Below are 23,076 nucleotides of genomic sequence, written 5' to 3' on the forward strand. Positions count from 1 at the left end.
ATAACGTTGCTTTTATCGTTTAAAATCGTTTAAACGCATATTGATGTTGAACATAAACATTGTTCCCTTAGCATGGCGATTTGCCACTGAAATACCAAGTCCTACCATCTTTACCTGTACTCCTGTTCCGAATGTAAATCCCGATAAGAAATTTCTTCCGTAACGAAGCATATCGGTATGCGTTTTGTAATTATATCCCAAAGCTATATAAAAATTTCGACTTGGAATATACTCCACTCCAAAAATCATATGGCGAAACAGATTTGAAAAGAAGGTATCTTTTGTCTCAAGGATTTCTCCTCCCGAAAATTCATCGGTACGAGGTTTAGTATATGGCAAGTGCCACTTGCTCAGGTGATCAACAGTTACCGACCATCTTATAGGTACACTACGCATCGTTTTTGAGAATCCAAATTGTATATCCCATGGCAAGCGTTCGTGAGTTTCGGTAAATCTTTTTAATTGACCTCCTAAATTTTTAAACACCAATGACATTGAAAACTCTTTGTTTGGATTGTAGTAGTTAAGACCAACATCTACTGCAAGTGCCAATGATGAGTAGTCGGCATAAGCCGAATATATTAATTTTGCTTGAAATCCACCTCGCCACCTTGCACCAAAATCATGAGTGTAACCACCGTTTATCACCATATCTTTTGCCGAGAATGTTCCCAATATATTACCTTGAGCATCGGCTTCGGTTAAATTACCATAACCAACATATTGCAATCCTGCCGACCACGCAGCCCTATCACCTGCCGCCTTTGCAAACATTGCTCCAGCAGAATTGGTTCCCGCCATATATCGCATATAGTTAAGGTCTATTATCATATCCATCTCTGGACCTAACAATGCGGGATTATAACGAACCATAGAGACATCCTCTTCAATGATAGAGATATTGTTTCCGCCCAACGAATTGGCATGTGAAGACACAGGCAAACCGAGAAAATCAAATGCCGATTTTCCCTCTTGCGACTTTACGGTTGGCGCTATCCAGAGCGCTATCACAAAAAAAACAATTCTCTTCATTATATTGTATTATCCTAATAATCTTACCAATAAGTCAGATATAACAATCCTTAAAAATCCCTCCAAAGGGCAAAACTACAAAATAATAACGTAAAAATATCGTTTTGATTATATCAAGAGATAAAAATTATCGTATAATTAGTTAAATTTGCGATGAAATTGATTTTAAAATTAAAGATAATAGTATATGAAACTTTCATTAAAAACTACACTTGCAGTTATTTTTGCGTTACTCACTTTTAGTAATATAAGTGCATACGACTTTAAGGAGGTTAGCGGAAGCGATACCATCTACTACAACAAAACTAAAAACCCAAAAATTGTTTATGTTACATACAAAGACGCCAATGAGGGTTGTTATGTAGGAGATATTGTAATTCCCACATACGTTACAAACGAGGGGACAAAATATATTGTTGGTGGCATAGACAATGGTGCTTTCAAAAATTGCTATGCTTTAACAAATATATCTCTTCCAATAGGTATTGAGTACATTGGTGACGATGCATTTAGAAATTGCACTACTATTACTCAAATCACTCTACCCGAGTATATTACCAAGATTGGATACTACTCTTTTGGCAATACAGGTTTGAAAGAGGTTAAGATTCCTGCCGTTGCAAAGATTGAGGGTATGGCATTTAAAGGATGCAAAAACCTTAAATATGTAACCCTACACGATAGTACAAAAGTTATTGACGACTTTGCTTTTATGGATTGTCACAAACTTGAAAAAATTAACCTACCAGTAGGATTGGAGCGTTTAGGTAGAAGTGCATTTTTTAATTGCTACAATTTGGGAGAAGAGGTTACTATATGGCACAAAACAAAACTTATTGGTTTGTACGCATTTGGCAACTGTCACAAATTAAAAGTTATTCGTTGTAACGGAACAGCATATATTCCCTATTGCGAAAAGTTCGCCTTTGGAGATATTCGCCCAATTAACAAAACACTTATTGTTCCACCTAATACCAAGAATGGTTATATTAGAATACAAGAGTGGCAAGATTTTACCAATATCATAGAGGAGTAATTATAAAAAATAATTATGTCAATTGTTGAGATAGATAGTAAGTCGGGGTTTTGCTTTGGAGTGGTAACTGCCATTCGCAAAGCAGAAGAGGAACTTGAAAAAGGCAATACACTGTATTGTTTAGGAGACATTGTGCATAATAACGAAGAGGTAGAGAGACTTAAACATAAAGGATTAGTTACAATAAACCACGAAGAGTTTAAGCAACTAAAAAACGCAAAAGTTCTGTTAAGGGCTCACGGAGAACCACCCGAAACATATCGCATTGCAAAAGAGAACAATATTGAAATTATAGATGCCACATGTCCTGTTGTGCTTCGTTTACAGCAACAGATAAAAGAGTCGTACATAAACGGAGACAGGGAGAACGAAGAGATTGTTATTTATGGCAAACGTGGGCATGCCGAAGTAAATGGTCTTGTTGGGCAAACCGAAGGCAATGCCATTGTAATTGAGGGTAGCGAGGATTGGAGTCTTGTTGACACTTCAAAAAAGATTCTCTTATACTCTCAAACCACAAAATCAGTTGAGGGACTAAATAAGATGGCAGAGGGTTTGCGTAGTTTACAAATAGGCGGTAATACACTTGAATATCACGACACTATTTGCCGCCAGGTTGCAAACAGAATACCAAATATTAGAGAGTTTGCGACCAAACACGATGTTGTTCTTTTTGTGTGTGGCGAAAAGAGTTCAAATGGCAAAGTGTTGTTTGAAGAGTGCAAAAAAGTTAACCCCGACACTCATATGATTTCAAATATTTCAATGATAGATAATCAATACCTATGCAACAAAAAGAGCATTGGAATATGCGGAGCCACATCTACTCCAAAATGGCTTATGGAAGAGATTGCCGAATATGTAACAAACATAGTTAATGGCAAACTGTAAGAATTAGAGCAAAGGTAGAAAAATTTTGAGTATCCAAACATTGAAGGAGAAAAGTTATATTATCCTATTTTTCTCAAATTTTAAAACGGCATTCTACTCTTTTCTTGTAATACTATACACTTTTATAAAATATTTATTATCTTCGCAGTAAATAATTTACTACAATGAGCGAGAAAAAGAGATGTATAGGCATACTCACCTCAGGAGGTGATGCCCCCGGTATGAATGCGGCTATCCGTGCCGTAACACGCACAGCAATTTACAATGGTTTCAGTGTAAAAGGCATTTATAGAGGTTATAAAGGTCTTATCGATAACGACATCGTTGACTTTAAAACTCAAAACGTAAGTAATATCATTCAAATGGGTGGTACTATTCTAAAAACCGCTCGCTGTAAAGAGTTCACCACTCCCGAAGGAAGAAAGATTGCTTACGACAATATGAAAAAACATGGTATAGATGCCATAGTAGCAATTGGTGGTGATGGAACATTAACTGGTGCAAGAGTATTTGCTACTGAATTTAACTTCCCTATTATTGGTATTCCCGGAACTATCGACAATGACCTTTATGGTACAGATCGCACCATTGGTTACGATACTGCTCTAAACACAATAATGGAGTGCGTGGATAAAATCAGAGATACTGCCACTTCGCACGAGCGTTTGTTCTTCATAGAGGTTATGGGACGCGATGCCGGTTTCCTTGCTCTTAACGGAGCTATTGCCGCTGGAGCAGAGGCTGCAATCATACCTGAGATTTCAACAGAGGTTGACCAACTTGAGGAGTTGATTAATAATGGCTTCAGAAAATCAAAAAACAGTAGTATTGTATTGGTTGCAGAGAGTCCTCACACAGGAGGTGCTATGCACTTGGCAGAACGTGTTAAAGAGGAATTCCCCAAATATGATGTTAGGGTATCTATCTTAGGACACCTTCAACGAGGAGGCTCACCTACTGCCGAAGACCGTATCCTTGCAAGCAGAATGGGAGAGGCAGCAATCTCGGCTCTATTAGATGACCAACGCAACGTAATGATTGGTGTAAGGAACAACGAGATTGTTTATGTTCCTTTCTCAAAAGCAATCAAATACGACAAACCTATAAACAGAGACCTACTTAACACTCTAAAAACTCTTTCTATCTAAAAAGAGTTATTTAGTGATAAGTAATGGTATAGATTAACTAATAAACGAGAGATGCCCAATAGCAAAATATCGGAAGAGGAGTTGATTGAAGGGGAATTTCAGAAACTGCTTTCGGAATACTTATCTTCAAATCACCGCAAAAGAACCGAAATAATTGAGCGTGCTTATCACTTTGCAAAAGAGGCACACCAAGGTGTTCTACGACAATCGGGAGAGCCATATATTCTACACCCGATTGCCGTAGCACGTATTGCGTGTAAAGAGATAGGATTGGGCTCTACTTCAATTTGTGCCGCTCTACTTCACGATGTGGTAGAGGACACAGAATACACCATCGAAGATATTGAGAATCTGTTTGGTAAAAAGATTGCTCAACTTGTTGATGGACTGACTAAAATAGCAGGTGGAATATTTGGAGATAAAGCATCGGAACAAGCCGAGAACTTTAGAAAGCTGCTCATTACAATGTCGGAGGATATTCGCGTCATATTGATTAAGATGGCTGATCGTCTCCACAATATGCGTACCCTCTCATCGCTATATAAAAGCAAACAACACAAAATAGCAGGAGAGACTCTGTACATCTATGCTCCTCTTGCTCACCGATTGGGATTGTTCGCCATAAAGACAGAGTTAGAAGACCTAAGTTTCAAATATGAGCAACCCAAAATCTACAACGAGATAAAGCAAAAGATTACTGCAACGGAAACAGAGAGGGAGGCAGAGTTTAAAAACTTCGCCGTTCCTATTGTAGAGAAACTCAACGAACTTGGTATAAGTTACGAGATAAAAGCAAGAATAAAGAGCATATACTCTATCTGGAAGAAGATGGAGAATAAACATATTCCATTTGAAGAGGTATACGACCTTTATGCTGCAAGAATAATTTTTACTCCCAAAAGAGAGGAAGATGAAAAACGCGAATGTTGGGAGATATACTCTATAATAACCGACATATACCGACCTCATCCCGACCGCATCAGAGATTGGATTAGCAGACCTAAAGCAAACGGCTATCAGGCTCTACACGTTACGGTTATGGGCAAAGATGGCAACTGGGTTGAAGTGCAAATTCGTTCAAAGAAGATGGATGAGATTGCCGAGCGAGGTTTTGCCGCTCACTGGAAATACAAAACAGGAGAGAATACCGATTACAACGAGCGTGAAAACGAACTCGACACATGGCTCAAAACCATTAAAGAGATATTGGAACATCCCGAGCCTAATGCACTCGATTTTCTAGACACTATAAAACTAAACCTATACGCATCTGAGATTTTTGTATTTACGCCCAAAGGGGATATTAAGACATTCCCCAAAGATGCGACTGCTCTTGACTTTGCATTCACACTTCACTCTGATATTGGATACCATTGTATTGCAGCAAAGGTAAACCACAAACTTGTTCCTTTAAGTCAGAGATTACAGAGTGGTGACCAAGTAGAGATTTTAACATCCAAATCGCAACGTCCCAAACAGGAGTGGATCAACTTTATTACAACTGCAAAATCTAAAACCAGACTTATTGCTGCTCTACGAAAAGACCGAAAGAACATAGCATCAAAAGGAGAGGTTATGTTTAAGGCTTTTATAGAAGCACAAAGCGATAATATAGACACCGAAGCTCTGATAAAACGACTTATAAATCACTTCAAGATAAATCGCAGAGATGAGCTCTTCTTTCTTATAGGTAACGGAGATATTACCCTTGATGCCAATATCCTTAAAGTTACAGAGGAGAAGAGCGACAACATTATTATCAGATACCTTAAAAAGCCTTTCTCAGCCCTTACCTTAAACAAAACAGCCGAGAAAGAAAAAGAGAAAGAGGAGGATGACAACGAATTTATTGATCGCACATCAATATTCTATATACGTCCCGAAGAGGAGGGAAAACGATACACCTTTGCTTCGTGCTGTACCCCTATCCCCGGTGAAGAGGTTATTGGTTATGTTAACGACAACGAAACAGTTACAATTCATAAAGTTGATTGTTCTGTTGCCACTCGTCTAAAAAGTAGTTTTGGAGAGAGACTTGTTGCCGCACGTTGGATTGAGGGTATTGGACAAAAACCTGTTGCCGCAACAATTGAGATAAACGGAATAGACTCCGTTGGAGTGTTGAATCATATCACGCAAATTATATCACGCGATATGGCAATTAATATTCGTGCCATAACCATTGAAACTAAAGATGGGCTCTTTACAGGAAAACTCTCAATAATGGTTAATGACGCTAAAAAGATTACAGCTCTATGCTCAAGTCTTAAAAAAATTGCAGAGGTTAAATCTGCCACAAGAATTGATTAAACACCATATTGTCACAAGATAGTTATGAGTAAAGATAAATTAAAGAATACAAGCAGAATAATATGGCAAACTCTATTTTTTATATTTGCCGTTTCACTAACAATAACTTTTATCCCTCGCGAAAAACAATTTCGCTATCACTTTGAAAAGGGCAAACCTTGGAGATATGGACTACTTACCGCTCCTTTTGACTTTCCCATATATAAAAGCGAGCAAGATATTGCAATAGAGAGAAACAACATTATAAACTCTCATATCCCTTTCTTTTTAAGTGACAAGGAGAGGCCTGTAAATGAATTAGCAGACTTTAGGGCAAATAACAAATCTTCTGACATAGACTCTATGGCTATGTTTGCTCAAATAGAGGGATTACTTAAAAAGGTTTACGAAAAAGGTGTTGTAGATATTGAAAATTACGACTCTTTAAAAGGCGACAAAACCAAAATTAGAATAAAAAATGGAGGAATAGCAACAGAATATAGCGTTGACAACCTATTGACTCCCAGAATGGCATACGAATATATTTTAAGAAACTGCAAAACCCCTGAAACAAAAGAGGTGGCGAGCAATATAAATTTAAATTTATATATAGAACCAAATCTTATATATGACACTGAATCAAATAACAGAACCATTAATCAACAGATAGACAACATTCTGCCAACTGCTGGAATGATTCAGAAGGGAGAAAGAATAATAGACAAAGGCGTAATTGTCACTCCCGAAATACTCAGAGTCTTAAACTCTTTTGAAAAAGAGACATTAAAGAATAAGGTAGATGTAAATGAAGGTTGGTACACTCTTAGTGGTGAAGTATTATTGGTTTTAATAATATATTCGTTCCTATACCTCTATTTAGGACTCTTCCGCAAGAGAATATTCAGTGATATCAGAAAGTTGTCTCTATTGATGCTGATGATATTGATTATAGTAATCTCTTCGTACCTACTATCGCAACGTTGGTTATTAGGAGTATATATGGTTCCGTTTGCTGTGTTACCAATAATTGTTGTAACCTTTATGGACACAAGAACTGCGCTATATGCAAGCATTGTTGCAATAATGTTATCGTGTTGGTCTTCGCCATTCCCAATAGAGTATGTTCTTCTTCAATTAATTGTTAGTATGACTGCAATTAACTCACTAAAAGAGCTTACAAAACGCTCACAAATGTTCCGCAGTATTGTATTAATGTTTATTGCATATTGTGTGACATATATTGCATACGTACTAATGACCGAAGGTGACTTTGCGAAGATAAACTTCTCGATGTTCCTATTCTTGGGTATAAACTGTTTTATGCTTCTCTTCGCCTACATATTTATATATATGATAGAGAAGTTATGGGGATTCACTTCAAACGTTATGTTGGTGGAGTTGGCAGACCTCAACTCTCCCCTTTTGAAAACATTGTCGGAGAAGTGTCCGGGAACATTCCAACATGCTACTCAAGTTGCTAACCTTGCAGCCGAAGCTGCCAAAGCAATAGGGGCAAATGCCTTACTTGTCAGAACAGGAGCTCTATACCACGACATAGGCAAGAGCGCAAACCCTATGTTCTTTACAGAGAATCAACACGAGATAAATCCACATAAAAATCTATCATACAAAGAGAGTGCAAGGATAATAATCTCTCACGTAAAAGAGGGTATGAAATTGGCAAAGAGTTATCATATACCAGAATCAATAAAGGGATTCATTACAACTCACCATGGTGTTAGTAAAGCAAAATACTTCTACACTATGTACAAAAACGAGCATCCCGAGGAGGAGGTTGATGAGACACTATTTACTTACGAAGGGCCCAAACCAAGAACTAAGGAGGAGGGTATTTTAATGATAGCCGATATTATTGAGGCTAAATCTCGTTCTCTTAAAGACTTCTCCCAAGAGTCGTTAAGCAGAATTGTTAATGGTACTATCGATGATATCGTTGCAGAAGGTCAGCTATCAGACACTCCTCTAACTTTCCGCGATGTAACCGAAATTCGCAAAGTTCTGATTGGCAGATTAGAGGCAATATACCACCCTCGCATAAGTTATCCTGAAGCTAAGAAATAGGGTTATATCTATAGTACTCTTTACTGCTATATTGTTAATGGTCTTAGCTATAATTGTAGCTGTGGCAGCGTTTTACCTTATTGTGTTTATTATTGCTTTTATATACAACAGTTATCTTATTGCTTCGGGTAAAATGAACAGAGAAGAACTCGCTCAAAAAGTAGCAATAGATAGTGATAAACGCAAAAAGGAACGATCAGAAAGAAGAAAAAAGAGAAAAGAGAGGTATGAAAGATGGCTCTCCTTCCCTACTCGGGTTCCATGGCAATAAAGTATAAGAAAACCTACTAGAATAAAAAAGCAAATATATAAACCTATGTAGGCTATCTTAACAAGATAAATTGCTTACATTTAACAACATTATTATAGATATACTCACTAATTACACCTATCATTATAACAAAACTATCTAAATAAGATAAGAGATATAAATCTACAACTGGTTGATATCTTGTATTTATTTTTCGGAATTATCAATTTATTAGCACAAAAAAAAGAGGAGTCTTACAACTCCTCTTTTCATATCTAATGCCTAACGGCAATTATTTCTCTGCTTTCTTTGCTTTTTTATTCAATATTGAATATGCAGTAGGCACAGCCAAGAACAATGTTGAGATTGTTCCTGATATAACACCTAATGTCATTGCAAAGATGAAACTACGGATTGTATCACCTCCCAATATAAACATACAAAGCAGTACCAATATTGTACTCAATGATGTATTTATTGTACGAGACAATGTTGCATTAAGAGCATTATTGAACAATAGTAGTTTCTCGCGTTTTGGATATAAACCTGTCTCCTCACGGATACGGTCAAATACCACCACCTTATCATTTACTGAGTAACCGATAACTGTTAGAATTGCTGCAATAAATGCTTGGTCAATCTCCATTGAGAATGGCAATAATCCGCTGAATAGAGAGTAGAATGCCAAGATAAACAACGCATCAAATGTCAATGCAACCAATGTACCGATACTGAATGCGATGTCGCTAAAGCGAACTAACACATAAAGAGCAATTGCTATCAACGATAGGATAACTGCCCAAATTGCTCCGTATGCAATCTCTTTTGCAATTGAGTTATCAACTTTCTCGATACTTGCAACAATTCCTGACTCTTGTGATTTGAACTCATCTAATGTTACATCACCAAGTTTTGGTTGTAATGCTTTATATAGTTTGTCCAAAATCAAAGTCTCAACTTCAGGATTGCTGTCTGTAATCTTGTAGTTAGTTGATACACGAACTTGGTTGTCGTTACCAATTGTGATAACAGATACTGCTGCTCCCTCCTCATCTGCAAATTGAGCACGTACCATTGCAGCAATCTCTTGTGTATTTGCTTTCTCGTTAAGTGCAATTACATAGTTACGACCTCCTGTGAAATCAATTCCTTTATCCAATCCTAATGTAGTAAGAGATGCTACTCCAACCAATGAGATAATTGCAAATGTTATGAAAGAAACTTTACGATTCTTCAAGAAGTTGAAGTTAGTATTTGTTAGGAAATTCTTAGTTAAAGGAGTTGAGAATGTAAGGTTCTTAATCCAGTTCTTTGATAGCGCAAATTCATAGAACAAGCGAGTCAAGAATACTGCAGTAAAGAACGATACAATAATACCTATTATAAGAGTTGTTGCAAATCCTTTGATAGGACCTGTTCCGAACACAAATAGAATAATACCTGTAATGATTGATGTAATGTTTGCGTCAAAGATTGCAGAGAAGGCATTTTTGTAACCATCGGCAATTGATGCTGCAAGTGATTTTCCACCACGCAACTCCTCTTTTGCACGCTCATAAATTAGTACGTTAGCATCCACTGCAATTGCAAGTGATAGCACAAGTCCGGCAATACCTGACAAAGTTAACACTGCTTGGAACGATGCTAAAATACCAATTGTAAAGAACAAGTTGATGATAAGAGCAACGTTTGCGACCAATCCAGGAACTACTCCATATACAGCAATCATATATATCATCAATATCACAATTGCCAATATAAATGAAACTATACCACTATCAATTGCCTCTTGTCCAAGAGAGGGACCGATTACTGCTTTTTGTTTAACCTCAACAGATGCTGACATCTTACCTGATTTCAACACTGTTGCAAGGTCTCTAGCCTCATCAACTGTAAAGTTTCCACTGATTTGTGAGTTACCACCTTTAATCTCAGTATTTACAACTGGGAATGAATATACATGACCATCAAGCACGATTGCGATACAACGACCAATGTTGTCTCTTGTTATTTGAGCCCATTTTTCAGCAGCAACCTCATTCATGCTCATGCTAACCACTGATTGGTTAGTAAAACGATCAAAATCATCACTTGCTGTGTTTATAATGTCCTCTTCTCCAAGTGATGCTTTACCTGCTGGAGTTGCTTTCAATGCAACCAATTGGTAGATTTTTGAACCCTCCTCAATAGGTTTAACGCTCCAACGAAGTACCAAGTCTGCCGGTAACATATCTTTTACTTGAGGTAAAGAGAACATGCTATCGATAGCAGCCATATCGTTCTCACGAGCATATCCTAATACTGGACTTCCAGGAACATTTGAGGGAGAAAGAAGAGAGAAGATTGTTGTTGCTTTAACAGAATCGTTCTCTACATTTGACATCTCTTGCAATTTTGTATCAGCAGCCATCAATGATGAACTAACTTGATCAAAATTGTAAGTTTCCCAGAACTCTAAGTTTGCACTTCCTTGAAGAAGTTTCTCAACACGCTCAGGTTCTTTTACACCGGGTAACTCAATTAAGATACGACCTGAACCTTTAATTTTTTGGATATTGGGCGAAACAACTCCATATTGGTCGATACGTTTACGAAGTACCTCTACTGTACTATTTACAATATCATCCAACTCAGTTTCCAATACGGCTAAAACTTTATCGTTTGAGTCGCCCGGACCAATTTGTCCTCTATTAGATGAGTTGGCAAAAATTGAAGCCAATTGAATGTCCGGATCAATTTTTTGATATTCATCCATGAAAATTTCAAGGAAGTTTCCACCATCTAATCTTTGAGCGGCTGCTCTTTCTACTGCCAAGTTAAAGTTTTCATCCGGATTGTTTCTTGAAAGTTTACGAAGTACCTCATCAACAGAAACTTGAAGAGTTACTGTCATACCTCCTTTTAGGTCCAATCCAAGACCTACACCCATCTCTTGACATTGTTTAAATGTGTACCAAAGATATACCTTCTCAGTAGAGATTGAGTCAAGGTAATCAGCATACTTTTGCTCATCTCCTGCGGCAAACTCTTCGGCTTTCTTAATTTGGCGGTTCGTTACTACCGAGAATGATAGGTAAAAGATACATACCAAAGTCAATAGCACCGCAAAAACTCTAATAAATCCTTTGTTTTGCATAATATTTAATGTTTCAGTTATATTCCTATTACCCCCTTTAAGGGGATTTTAATTCAATATCGTGCAAAGATAGAACTTTTTTCGTTTATGACAATAAAATAGTTAATATAAATCAACATTTAAGGGTGATATTCTTATTTTAAACAATAAAATGGTATATAAAATGAGAGAAAAGTGAGCGTTTATGATTAACTTTACACCCGAATTTTAAAAATTAGGAATGAAAAATAACAGAATACAATTTTTTACACGACTTTTTTCGGTAATATTATCCTCTATAATTGTTGTTTCGTGTGCAAGTATTGGCACTCCTTCCGGAGGTCCTCGCGATTACGCACCACCTGTTTTCAAAAAAAGCAACCCGGAGCCAAATCAAACCGAGGTAAAAAGCAGAAAACTCACTTTGGAATTTGATGAAGTTCTTCAATTAGACAATCCTTCGGAAAATGTAATTATATCTCCTCCTCAAAAAGAGATGCCTAAAATTAAAGCAAACCTGAAGAGGATTGACATAGAGCTTATTGACTCACTGCTCCCAAACACTTCGTACACCATTGATTTTGGAAGTGCCATAAAGGACAACAACGAAGGCAATATATTAAATGGTTTTAGTTTGGCCTTTTCAACCGGCAAGATATTAGACACGCTTCAAATATCAGGAACAGTTTTAAATGCAAGCAACTTAGAGCCTGTTACCGGAATGACTATCGGACTACATCCTGCCGATAACGATACTGCATTTACAACTCTGCCATTTTCAAGAGTTACACGCACCGACCTATACGGAGGATTCTCCATAAAAAATCTCGCCGAGGGCAGATATAAAGTGTATGGAGTAATAGATGCCGATCGCAACTATATGTTCAATGCACCAACAGAGAATATAGCTTTTTACGATGAGATTATCATCCCTTCAGCTAAGGTAACTACCCATACAGACACAATCTTTAGCGATAGCACTCGCACCGTTATAGATACTATTATGACTCATAGTACAACCAAGTTCTTTCCCGATTCAATAGTACTGTTTGCATTTAACGAAGGGCAAAAGCCTCTATATCTTGCAAAGCATGACAGAAAAGACAGAGAGAAGCTAACCGTTACACTTTCAGACGCAACCAGAAAGTTAATGAAACTCACGCCTGTAAATTTTGAGGCAAAAGAGGATTGGACCATAATAGAGCGTAACGTAACAAATGACACCCTTACCTTCTGGATAGAAGATTCTCTCATATATAATCTTGATACACTACAAGTTATTGCTGATTATCTTAAAACCGATTCTATTCTAAATATAGTTCCAGCAAGTGATACCCTTAATTTTATATATAGAGAAGGGCCAACATCAAATAAAAACTCAAATAACGAAGAGGCAACACAATCTCGACGCCGCAGAGCAAAAACCGACACCATTAGGGTTGAAAGTTTAGAACTTGACAAGTCGATCTCTGGATTAATAGATATTTTCACATCACCTGCTATAAGGTTTGAAACTCCGCTAAGCAAGCTTGACAAAGATAAAATATCACTTAAAACCATCGTTGACTCCACTTGGATCGATGTCAGCGATTGGAGCATAGACAAAGATACTCTATCTCCTCGCCGATATATCATTAAGCACAAATGGGAGTTTGACAAAAAATATCTTCTATCTCTTGACTCTGCTTGTGCAACATCTATTTACGGACTATCAAACGACAGCATAGGTATTGATTTTAAAGTAAAGAAGAGTTCAGACTATTCAAATTTATACGTTGAGACAATAGGTGTTCAATCGGGGGCATTTGCCGAGTTATTAGACACAAAAGATACTCCCGTCAGATTTGCCACCATAAAAAACGGAGGGGCAGAGTTTCCCTTTGTAAAACCCGGCAAGTATTATATAAGATTGGTTATTGATAGTGATAACAACAAAAAATTCACTACTGGCAATTTTAAAAAGAGATTGCAACCCGAAAAGACATACTACTACTCTAAACTCATTGAGTTAAAGGCAAATTGGGATATTGAACAGACTTGGGATGTTTTCGAGAAACCTTTTACTAAGCAAAAACCTTACGACTTGATTAAGAACAAGCCTAAGAAAGACAAAAACAAACCTAAGAAAGTAGAAGAGGATAACGATCCCATATACTCAAACAGACCATCTGCTAAATTTTAACAGCGGATTTTTAGACATTGACTACACTATCACTTAAAACAAAAAATTATAGTCGATAAATTATAGAAGTACCCATAAAAATGAGTACCTTTGCAAAGTTTTATAAAAAAAGTAAATAAAATAGACAAAATGGAATACAATTTTAGGGAAATTGAGCAACGTTGGCAAGAGTTTTGGCAAAACAACGACACATACCGCGTAAAAGAGGATGAATCAAAACCCAAGTTTTATGTTCTTGATATGTTCCCCTACCCTTCGGGAGCAGGGTTGCATGTTGGACACCCACTCGGATACATAGCATCTGATATATTTGCACGTTACAAACGCCTAAAAGGGTTTAACGTACTTCACCCAATGGGATATGATGCATACGGATTACCTGCTGAGCAATACGCTATTCAAACAGGACAACACCCTGCAATAACAACTCAAAAAAATATAGAACGTTATCGTAATCAATTAGACAAGATAGGTTTCTGTTTTGATTGGAATAGAGAGGTTCGTACTTGCGACCCCGGCTACTATCGTTGGACACAATGGGCATTTGTACAAATGTTCAATAGCTACTACGACAACACAGAAGATAAAGCAATGCCTATTAAGGATTTAATTGACAAATTCAGCAAAGAGGGAACTTATAATCTTAATGTTGCATGTAGCGAGGAGTTAGAGTTCACTGCCGAAGAGTGGAACGCCATGAGCAAAGTTGAGCAAGAGAAAATCTTGTTAAACTATCGTATAGCATACCTTGGAGATACAATGGTTAACTGGTGTCCAAAATTGGGAACAGTTCTTGCAAATGATGAGGTTAGCGAAGGAGTTTCAATTCGTGGAGGTTACCCTGTTGAGCAAAAAGTTATGCGTCAATGGTGTTTGAGAGTATCGGCATACGCTCAACGTCTATTGAACGGACTTGACAAAATTGATTGGAGCGACTCACTAAAAGAGACACAACGCAACTGGATTGGAAGAAGCGAGGGTGCTGAGATGCAATTTAAAGTTGCAAACTCAGACGTTGTCTTTACTATATTCACAACTCGTGCAGATACTATATTTGGTGTAACATTTATGGTGTTGGCACCTGAAAGCGAGTATGTAAACCAAGTTGTTACAACAGAGCAAGCAGAAGAGGTTAAACAATACTTAGAGAGCATTAAACACAGAACAGAGCGTGAACGTATTGCCGACCGCAAAGTTACCGGAGTATTCACAGGTGCATACGCTATCAATCCTCTTAACAACAAAGAGATACCCATCTATATCAGTGATTACGTTTTAGCAGGATACGGAACTGGAGCTATTATGGCTGTTCCTGCGCACGATAGTCGCGACTACGCTTTTGCAAAAACATTTAATCTTCCTATCATTCCATTGATTGAGGGGTGCGATGTTTCAGAGGAGAGTTTTGATGCAAAAGAGGGTAAAATGATGAACTCTGAAGGCAACGGACTTAACCTTAACGGACTTGAAGTAAAAGAGGCTATCGCCAAAACAAAAGAGTTTATAAAAGAGAACAATCTTGGAAAGGTAAAAGTAAATTATCGTTTGCGTGATGCAATATTCAGCCGCCAAAGATATTGGGGAGAGCCATTCCCAGTTTACTACAAAGAGGGAATGCCTTATATGTTACCCGATGAGAAGTTACCACTACAACTTCCTGAGATTGACAAATATCTGCCAACCGAGAGCGGAGAGCCTCCATTGGGAAGAGCAAAAAACTGGGAGACAGCAGAGCACTATCCATTAGAACTCTGCACAATGCCGGGATTTGCAGGCTCATCGGCATACTACTTACGCTATATGGATCCACACAATCCAACAGCACTTGTATCAAAAGAGGCAAATGAGTATTGGAGAAATGTTGACCTATACATAGGAGGAACAGAGCACGCAACAGGGCACTTAATTTATAGCCGTTTCTGGAATAAATTCTTATTTGACTTAGGAGTTGTCTGCGAGGACGAGCCATTCAAAAAACTTGTAAACCAAGGAATGATTCAAGGACGTTCAAACTTTGTATATCGTATAAAAGATACCAATACATTTGTCTCACTAAACCTAAAAGGCAACTATGACACAACACCTATTCACGTTGACGTAAACATTGTAAGCAACGACCGCTTGGATATTGAGGCATTCCGCAACTGGAATCCCGAATACAAAAATGCGGAGTTCATCTTAGAGGATGGCGAGTATATTTGTGGATGGGCAGTTGAGAAGATGTCAAAATCGATGTTCAATGTTGTAAATCCTGATGATATAGTTGAGCGTTACGGAGCAGACACACTACGTTTATACGAAATGTTCCTTGGTCCTTTGGAGCAAAGCAAACCTTGGGATACAAACGGAATTGACGGAGTTCACCGCTTTATCAAAAAACTTTGGAACTTGTTCTACGACAAAGAGACATTGGCCATTACCGATGAAGAGGCTACACCAGAGGAGTTGAAAGCACTTCACAAACTTATCAATAAAGTTGGTTCAGATATTGAGAACTTCTCATTCAACACTTCGGTAAGTGCATTTATGATTTGTGTAAATGAGTTAACATCATTGAAGTGCCGTAAGAGAGCAATCCTAAAAGAGTTGGTAATACTACTTGCACCATTTACTCCTCACCTTTGCGAAGAGTTATGGAGTCTGTTAGGATTTGAGCCATCAGTTTGTGATGCTCCATGGCCTGTATATAATGCCGAGTTTACAAAAGAGAGTACAATAAACTATGCAATATCTTTCAATGGTAAGATGCGTTTCAATATGTCGTTCCCTGCTGATGCAGCAAAAGAGGATATTGAAAAAGCAGTATTGGAAGCTGAACAATCAGCAAAATGGATTGACGGCAAAACACCTAAAAAGATTATTGTTGTACCAAACAAACTTGTAAATATTGTAATATAGAATTACAAATAAAACAACATAACTAAAGAAAGCATCGAGAATACTCGGTGCTTTTTTTATCTAACAACTGAAAACTAATAGCTTAAAACTGGCAACCGACAGCTGAAACCTATTGCATTATTAATAAATTTTATATTATTTTGTAACTTGGCATAAGTTTAAATTAGAAATTTAAAAACAATATAACCAATAAATTATGAGATCTAAAGCAATTCTATTTCTTGCATTGTTTGTAACACTATTTGCAACTAATGCAAAAGCCGCCTATGATGTTTCTCATGGGGCAAACGTGAATATCTCACACTCAACGCACTATCCCATAGCAGTAAACATTAGTGGGACAGAGAGTCCCGTTCAGTTACTAAACAACATTGCAACCGCACCCAGATGTGCGGCATACTTTGACAAGACAAGCACTGTATTTGAAGTAAGAGCAGGAGAAACTGTTACTCCAAATATCTCAATCAACGGAGACTGGATGCATGGTTATGTATATGTCGATTGGAACAACAATGGGCAATTTGACGTTAACATTACCGGAACAGGACCTTACACTAAAGGAACAAACAATGAGTTGATGTGCTGGTCACTATACGGACACAACACCGATGGAGATACAGGATACAACAGCGATGGAGTATATCAATCAAGCGGAAATGTTCTTGCTCCGGGTTCTTTCACCGTTCCTGCTGGATTATCAGAGGGAGCAACTTTCCGTATGCGTTACAAAGTTGAGTGGAACAATATTGAACCCGCCGGATCATCAAGCAATAAATTCTTAATAGACGGAGGTTCTATCATTGACGTTACTCTTAAAATTGTAGCAAGCAGTGGCAATATTGATACAGATGAACAATATCCTATTAATGACTACACAGAGCCTCGCGTTGGAACAACTCCCGATGAAGCTGCGTGGTCAACAATTGAGGACGGATTAAACGCAACATGGGCATCACGCGACGTACACTATAAATTGCACGAAGTTCCCGAAGTTACAAAGAAGAGCGAAGCAACAATCTACGCTTGGCAAGGAGAACGTGCAAACATTCAAGCATTGCTTTATAGCAAAACAGATCAAGGCTATTTGAGTGTTCGTATGACAACATGGAAGAAAGGCGAAACAGCAACAACCATAAATGCAGGTGAGGCTCGTTTTGTAAACTATGTTATTACAGATGATTACAAACAATGTGGTGATCATCCCATTAACTTAACACCATGGTTGGTAGCCGATGTCATTGACCAAGACAAACCACACGCAGTTCCAGCAATGGAGACCCGCCCTGTATGGTGTAAAATAGAGGTTCCTCGCAATATAGAGGCAGGAACATATAACACAACTTTGGAGATTGTTGATGAAAACGAGCAAGTAGTTGAGACATTAAAACTATATATAAACGTAAACAGTCGTTCAATTCCTGAGGTTAAAGATCAAAAATTCCACTTAGACTTTTGGCAACAACCATACGCAGTAAGTCGTTACTACCAAGTTGACCGCTGGAGCGATGCTCACATTGAAGCACTTCGCCCATACCTTGAGGCATTAGGTAAAGCAGGACAAAGAACAGTTACTGCAATTCTGTTCTACGAACCTTGGGGAGTTCAATCACACGACAAATTTGACCCAATGATTCAAACAACAAAGAAAACAGATGGAACATGGAGTTATGACTATACAATATTCGACAAATATGTAAACCTATGTGCCGAGTATGGTATTGACAAACAGATAAACTGTTTCAGCATGGTACCATGGGATATGAGTTTCCGCTATTGGGACGAGGCAACAAATTCATACCAAACCATTTCAACCACAACAGGAACAACAACATACCAAGACCTCTGGAATAGTTTCCTATCATCATTCAAAGCACACCTGCAATCAAAAGGGTGGTTTGACAAGACAAACATTGCTATGGATGAGCGTGCAGAGGCAGATATGTTGAACGCATATAACATTGCAAGTGGTTTAGGATTTAAGATGGCATTGGCAGGAAACTATCACTCATCATTGAGCGACAAACTTCAGGATTTCTGCGTAGCATTAGGACAAGACAAGAGTTTCACCGATGCACAACGCCAATATCGTAAATCAAACAACATGGTAACAACCGTATATACAAGTTGTGCCGATGTTGAACCAAACATCTACTCAAACTCACTTCCAGCAGAGGCAACATTCTTACCTATCTACGCTGCGGCAAACGATTTGAGCGGATACCTACACTGGTCATGGATGAACTGGGCAGAAAACCCATTAAAAGATACACGTTTCCGTTTGTTTGGAGCAGGAGATACATATTGCTACTACCCAGGCAATCGTTCAAGTGTAAGATTTGAACGTTTAGTTGAGGGAATACACCAATATGAAAAGATACAAATTCTAAAAGAGGAGTATAAAAACGACTCTGAAAAATTGGCTACACTTAACGGATTGTTAGACAGATTTATGAGCAGTTCGGTTGCAGGAGAGCAATGTGCTAAATATGTTAATGATTTGGAGAACTTCCTCAATGGACTCGATGTTACGATACCAACACCTCAGGATGTAACAACAGGATACTACCATATAGTGAGCCGTGCAACTGCTCGTACCGAGAATATCTATAACGATGCATTCCTAAGCGGTAACACCAAGAAATTTACACTTCAATCAGACAGTAAAGTTACTACCAACAATGGTATATGGCATGTAACAGTTAATAGCAACACACTTGGCATTAAGAACGGAGACGGAAACAACTTGATTGCAGGAGCAAGTTACTATGGAAATGTAGTAGGTAATTTCAGTCAACTAACAATTGGCTCAACTTACGATGTTGGCGAGTACCGTTACTACTTCTTTAATGAAGCACTAAACTGTACAAACGGAGATGTAAACTTCAAAGTAAACAATATCGACTACGTAACAACATGGACAGACGGTCCAGCTACTGCCGATGACCTACAATGGCGTTTTGAGCCAGTTGATATGGAAGGCAAGAGAGCATACACCGTAGTTTTGAACGGAGCTGCATCGGGAGCATACGTTACATATACACACGGCATAGTAGTTGAGAAAGCATTTAACGGAGGATTCTTTATTGCTCCAGAAAATGTTGCCGCAACAGCATTCTCGGTTGTTGTTCCCAACGAAATTGTATTAGGAGCAGATATTCAAGTAGCAAACGGCACAATTACAGTTTCTAACATTGTATTAATGGAAGAGCCTGAAAAGATTGAGTTGTTCAACACGAGTAGAGGTAGTATGACTATCCCTCCCTATCGTATTCCGGGTATCGCAAAAACAAGCACAGGACGCCTAATAGCAGTTGCAGGACGTTTGGTCTGCGGAACAGACCCCGGATACGGACAAGTTGACGCAGTATGTCGTATAAGTGATGACAACGGAAAAACTTGGGGAGCAGAAAAAGATATTGCTGTTGGAACAGGACGAACATCAGCAACCGTAAACTACTTTGATACAGCCTTTGGAGATCCTGCCATTGTTGCAGACCGTACAAGCCAAGAGGTAGCAGTTATAGTAGTTGCAGGATGTACAGTATATGGCAATGGTAACACAACTCGTAGTAACCCAAATAAGATAGGAATAATACACAGTACCGATAACGGAAACACATGGGGGACACCTGTTGATATTACAGAACAAATCTACTCATTGTTTGACAGCGGTAATCCAATTGAATCGGCATTCGTAGCAGGAGGTAAAGTATTCCAAAGCCGTATAGTTAAGAAAGGGCAATACTACCGTTTATACGCTGCAATGTGTGCTCGTCCCAACGGAAACCGAGTAATATACTCTGACGACTTTGGACGTACTTGGCATGCACTTGGAGGAGCAAGTGCACTACCGGCACCCAGCGGTGATGAGCCAAAATGCGAAGAGACACCAGACGGACGCGTAATACTCTCAAGCCGTACAGCAGGTGGTCGTTACTATAATATATTCACCTACACCAACACAATGGAGGCTGAAGGAAGTTGGAGTACCGATGTTAAGAGTACATTCTCCGGTTCAGGTAAAACTCCGGGAAACAACTCAACCAATGGAGAAATTTTGATTGTTCCCGTTAAACGCAACAGCGACAACAAAGAGATGTACTTGGCATTGCAATCTCTTCCAACCGGAAGCAGTCGTACAAATGTTGGAATCTTCTACAAAGAGCTCACAGAATATTCTGATTATAGCAATGTGGCAAACCTTGCAACGGGTTGGGACGGATACTACGAAGTAAGTTCAACTGCTTCGGCATATAGTTCAATGGATCTACAAGCCGACAACAAAATAGCCTTTATCTACGAGGAGACATTAACAAAACATGGTACAGCACAAAACCCAGTATCAACAAGTTTCCCAACAGGAGCAGGAACTCACAACTATGATGGATTCGACAACTTCTATATTGGCTACAACTTGGAGTATATAACCAATGGAGCATATAGCGTTAAAACAGACGTAAATCGTGGAAACATTGTAAAGAAATATCTAACATCATACGTTGCAAATGCTGAGGCATCAGAAGAACTTAAAGCCGAAGCAAACGAGGCAGTAGAGGCACTGGGAGATAACCCAACAACAACCGAAATTGATAACATATATACACTACTCCAACCACGCGACCCTTTTGACGGTAAGGTTGTAACATTCACAAACGTTCAACAAAACGGGATGGAATACACCATATATGTTAACAGTAGCAACAAACTTGCATTGAGCAGTTCAAATGCAACAACACTTGGAGAGAGCGCACAATTTGAGTGTACAAAACAAGATAATGGCAAATACTCATTTCGCAATGTTGCAACAAATATGTATATGATATGGCGTGCAGGGGATAGCCAAAATTATGGATATAACAGCAATTCAGGAACATTATCAACATACAATGCAACATATTGCGACTTCTCAATAGTTGACGGAAGTTCAACAAAAGAGGGAACATACTATATGGTTGGTAAGAGAGACGGCGGTTCATCAGAGGGAACATTTGTAGCAATGTCAGCAACAGGAGTCTTTGACTCATGGGGCAACTCAGTTGCATGGTCAAGCACATACAGCAACCTATATAAAATAGGCTTTATAGAGATTGCTCCCACAACATATACAGTTACAGTATCAACCGAGAACTCTTTGTACGGAACAGTAGCAATTCAAGGAAACACAGGAACAACAGCAGATATTGAAGAGGGAGCAACTGTTACAGTAGTTGCAACACCAGCTGAAAGTTATCAATTTGAGGGTTGGTATTCAAACGGAACAGAGGTTAGTGCAGATGCTTCGTACACATTTACAGTATCGGCAGAAACATCATTACAAGCAAGATTTGAGGAGATTCCTACCACTCCCGAAGAGCCAGAGTACTGTACAACTTTCGGCACATCAACTCGCACAAACGGAGATAGAAAATTAACCTCATTCACACTTTCTGACGGAGCAAACGAAGGCACAATAGACGTAAATCAATCATCTGCATCAGGAGCAAATATATATTTTGACAAAACAGATATTGCAATATCACTTGAAGCAGGCAAAGAGATTACATCAACAATCAATTGGTCTGGAACATGGATGCACTCATACTTGTACATCGACTTCAACGATGACAAAGAGTTTACCCCAGTAGTATTAAATAATGCAGTAACAGAAGATAGCGAGTTACTGTCATACTCATTCTGGGCAGGAACAGACGGAGCACCATCAACCACAGGAGCAAACGACAGTTACGGATACAACAGTGCTGGTCAATATATAACAGGAGATAATCGTTCAGTATGGGCATTACCGGCATTTACTATCCCGTCAACGGTAGCAGAGGGAACTTATCGTGCAAGGCTAAAAATAGACTGGAACACTGCTAACGCATGTGCAATAAACAGCACCGACGAAGCACCTTGTATTGTTGACTTTATGATAACAGTAACATATCCCGATGGAATCGCAGATGCCGATGCTAACACAGTAAAAGTTTTCGCAACTGACAGAGGTATTATCATAAAAGGTTACGAAGGCAACGTAAAAGTAGTAAACGTAGTTGGACAACTTATTAAAGACCTATACGTAAACGGAGAGGCTCAACTTGACATAAACGCAGGTTTCTACATTGTAGTAACCGGAGAGAAAGCAACAGAGGTAGTAGTTAAATAGATTTGTCA

General features: G+C 38.5%; 11 protein-coding genes. 9 read left to right on the top strand and 2 right to left on the bottom strand.

All coding sequences use genetic code 11. The features are described from left to right. Positions 1-12: 12 nt before the first annotated feature. Positions 13-1,032 (bottom strand): type IX secretion system protein PorQ, encoded by a 1,020-nt coding sequence (gene porQ, locus IKK64_04830; GenBank protein ID MBR4119385.1) that lies wholly within the window; start codon positions 1,030-1,032, stop codon positions 13-15. A gap of 187 nt (positions 1,033-1,219) precedes the next feature. On the opposite strand from porQ, the gene IKK64_04835 reads away from it, so the two are divergent. The 6 genes from IKK64_04835 (at position 1,220) to IKK64_04860 (ending at position 8,749) form a co-directional block, all read left to right on the top strand. Further along, positions 1,220-2,068 carry a leucine-rich repeat domain-containing protein gene (locus IKK64_04835; protein ID MBR4119386.1) on the top strand — a complete coding sequence of 283 codons (849 nt, stop codon included), beginning with the start codon at positions 1,220-1,222 and terminating at the stop codon, positions 2,066-2,068. A gap of 15 nt (positions 2,069-2,083) precedes the next feature. Beyond that, positions 2,084-2,959: a 4-hydroxy-3-methylbut-2-enyl diphosphate reductase gene (locus tag IKK64_04840; GenBank protein ID MBR4119387.1), complete on the top strand. Its 876-nt coding sequence runs from the start codon at positions 2,084-2,086 to the stop codon at positions 2,957-2,959. Between the two features lie 164 nt (positions 2,960-3,123). After that, positions 3,124-4,107 carry a 6-phosphofructokinase gene (gene pfkA / locus IKK64_04845; protein ID MBR4119388.1) on the top strand — a complete coding sequence of 328 codons (984 nt, stop codon included), beginning with the start codon at positions 3,124-3,126 and terminating at the stop codon, positions 4,105-4,107. A 51-nt stretch (positions 4,108-4,158) separates the two neighbouring features. Further along, a complete protein-coding gene (locus IKK64_04850; GenBank protein MBR4119389.1) occupies positions 4,159-6,417 on the top strand; it encodes a bifunctional (p)ppGpp synthetase/guanosine-3',5'-bis(diphosphate) 3'-pyrophosphohydrolase in 2,259 nt (752 codons plus the stop codon). A gap of 24 nt (positions 6,418-6,441) precedes the next feature. Continuing rightward, entirely contained in the window at positions 6,442-8,478 is a 2,037-nt protein-coding gene (locus IKK64_04855) for an HDIG domain-containing protein (GenBank protein ID MBR4119390.1), read from the top strand. Positions 8,479-8,539: 61 nt separating this feature from the next. Continuing rightward, positions 8,540-8,749 carry a hypothetical protein gene (locus IKK64_04860; GenBank protein ID MBR4119391.1) on the top strand — a complete coding sequence of 70 codons (210 nt, stop codon included), beginning with the start codon at positions 8,540-8,542 and terminating at the stop codon, positions 8,747-8,749. Positions 8,750-9,020: 271 nt separating this feature from the next. Here IKK64_04860 and secD read toward each other — a convergent pair whose 3' ends face one another. Continuing rightward, positions 9,021-11,864, bottom strand: a complete 2,844-nt coding sequence (gene secD, locus IKK64_04865; protein ID MBR4119392.1) for a protein translocase subunit SecD — start codon at positions 11,862-11,864, stop codon at positions 9,021-9,023. 220 nt (positions 11,865-12,084) lie between these two features. Between secD and IKK64_04870 the strand changes: the two genes are divergently transcribed. From IKK64_04870 to IKK64_04880, 3 genes are all read left to right on the top strand, one after another. Then, positions 12,085-14,025 carry an Ig-like domain-containing protein gene (locus IKK64_04870; protein MBR4119393.1) on the top strand — a complete coding sequence of 647 codons (1,941 nt, stop codon included), beginning with the start codon at positions 12,085-12,087 and terminating at the stop codon, positions 14,023-14,025. A gap of 129 nt (positions 14,026-14,154) precedes the next feature. After that, on the top strand, positions 14,155-16,923 hold the full coding sequence (locus tag IKK64_04875) for a leucine--tRNA ligase (GenBank protein ID MBR4119394.1): 2,769 nt from the start codon (positions 14,155-14,157) through the stop codon (positions 16,921-16,923). A gap of 196 nt (positions 16,924-17,119) precedes the next feature. Next, positions 17,120-23,068, top strand: a complete 5,949-nt coding sequence (locus tag IKK64_04880) for a DUF4091 domain-containing protein (protein ID MBR4119395.1) — start codon at positions 17,120-17,122, stop codon at positions 23,066-23,068. Positions 23,069-23,076 lie beyond the last annotated feature (8 nt).

Source organism: Bacteroidales bacterium (assembly GCA_017521245.1).
Lineage (GTDB): Bacteria > Bacteroidota > Bacteroidia > Bacteroidales > G3-4614 > Caccoplasma_A.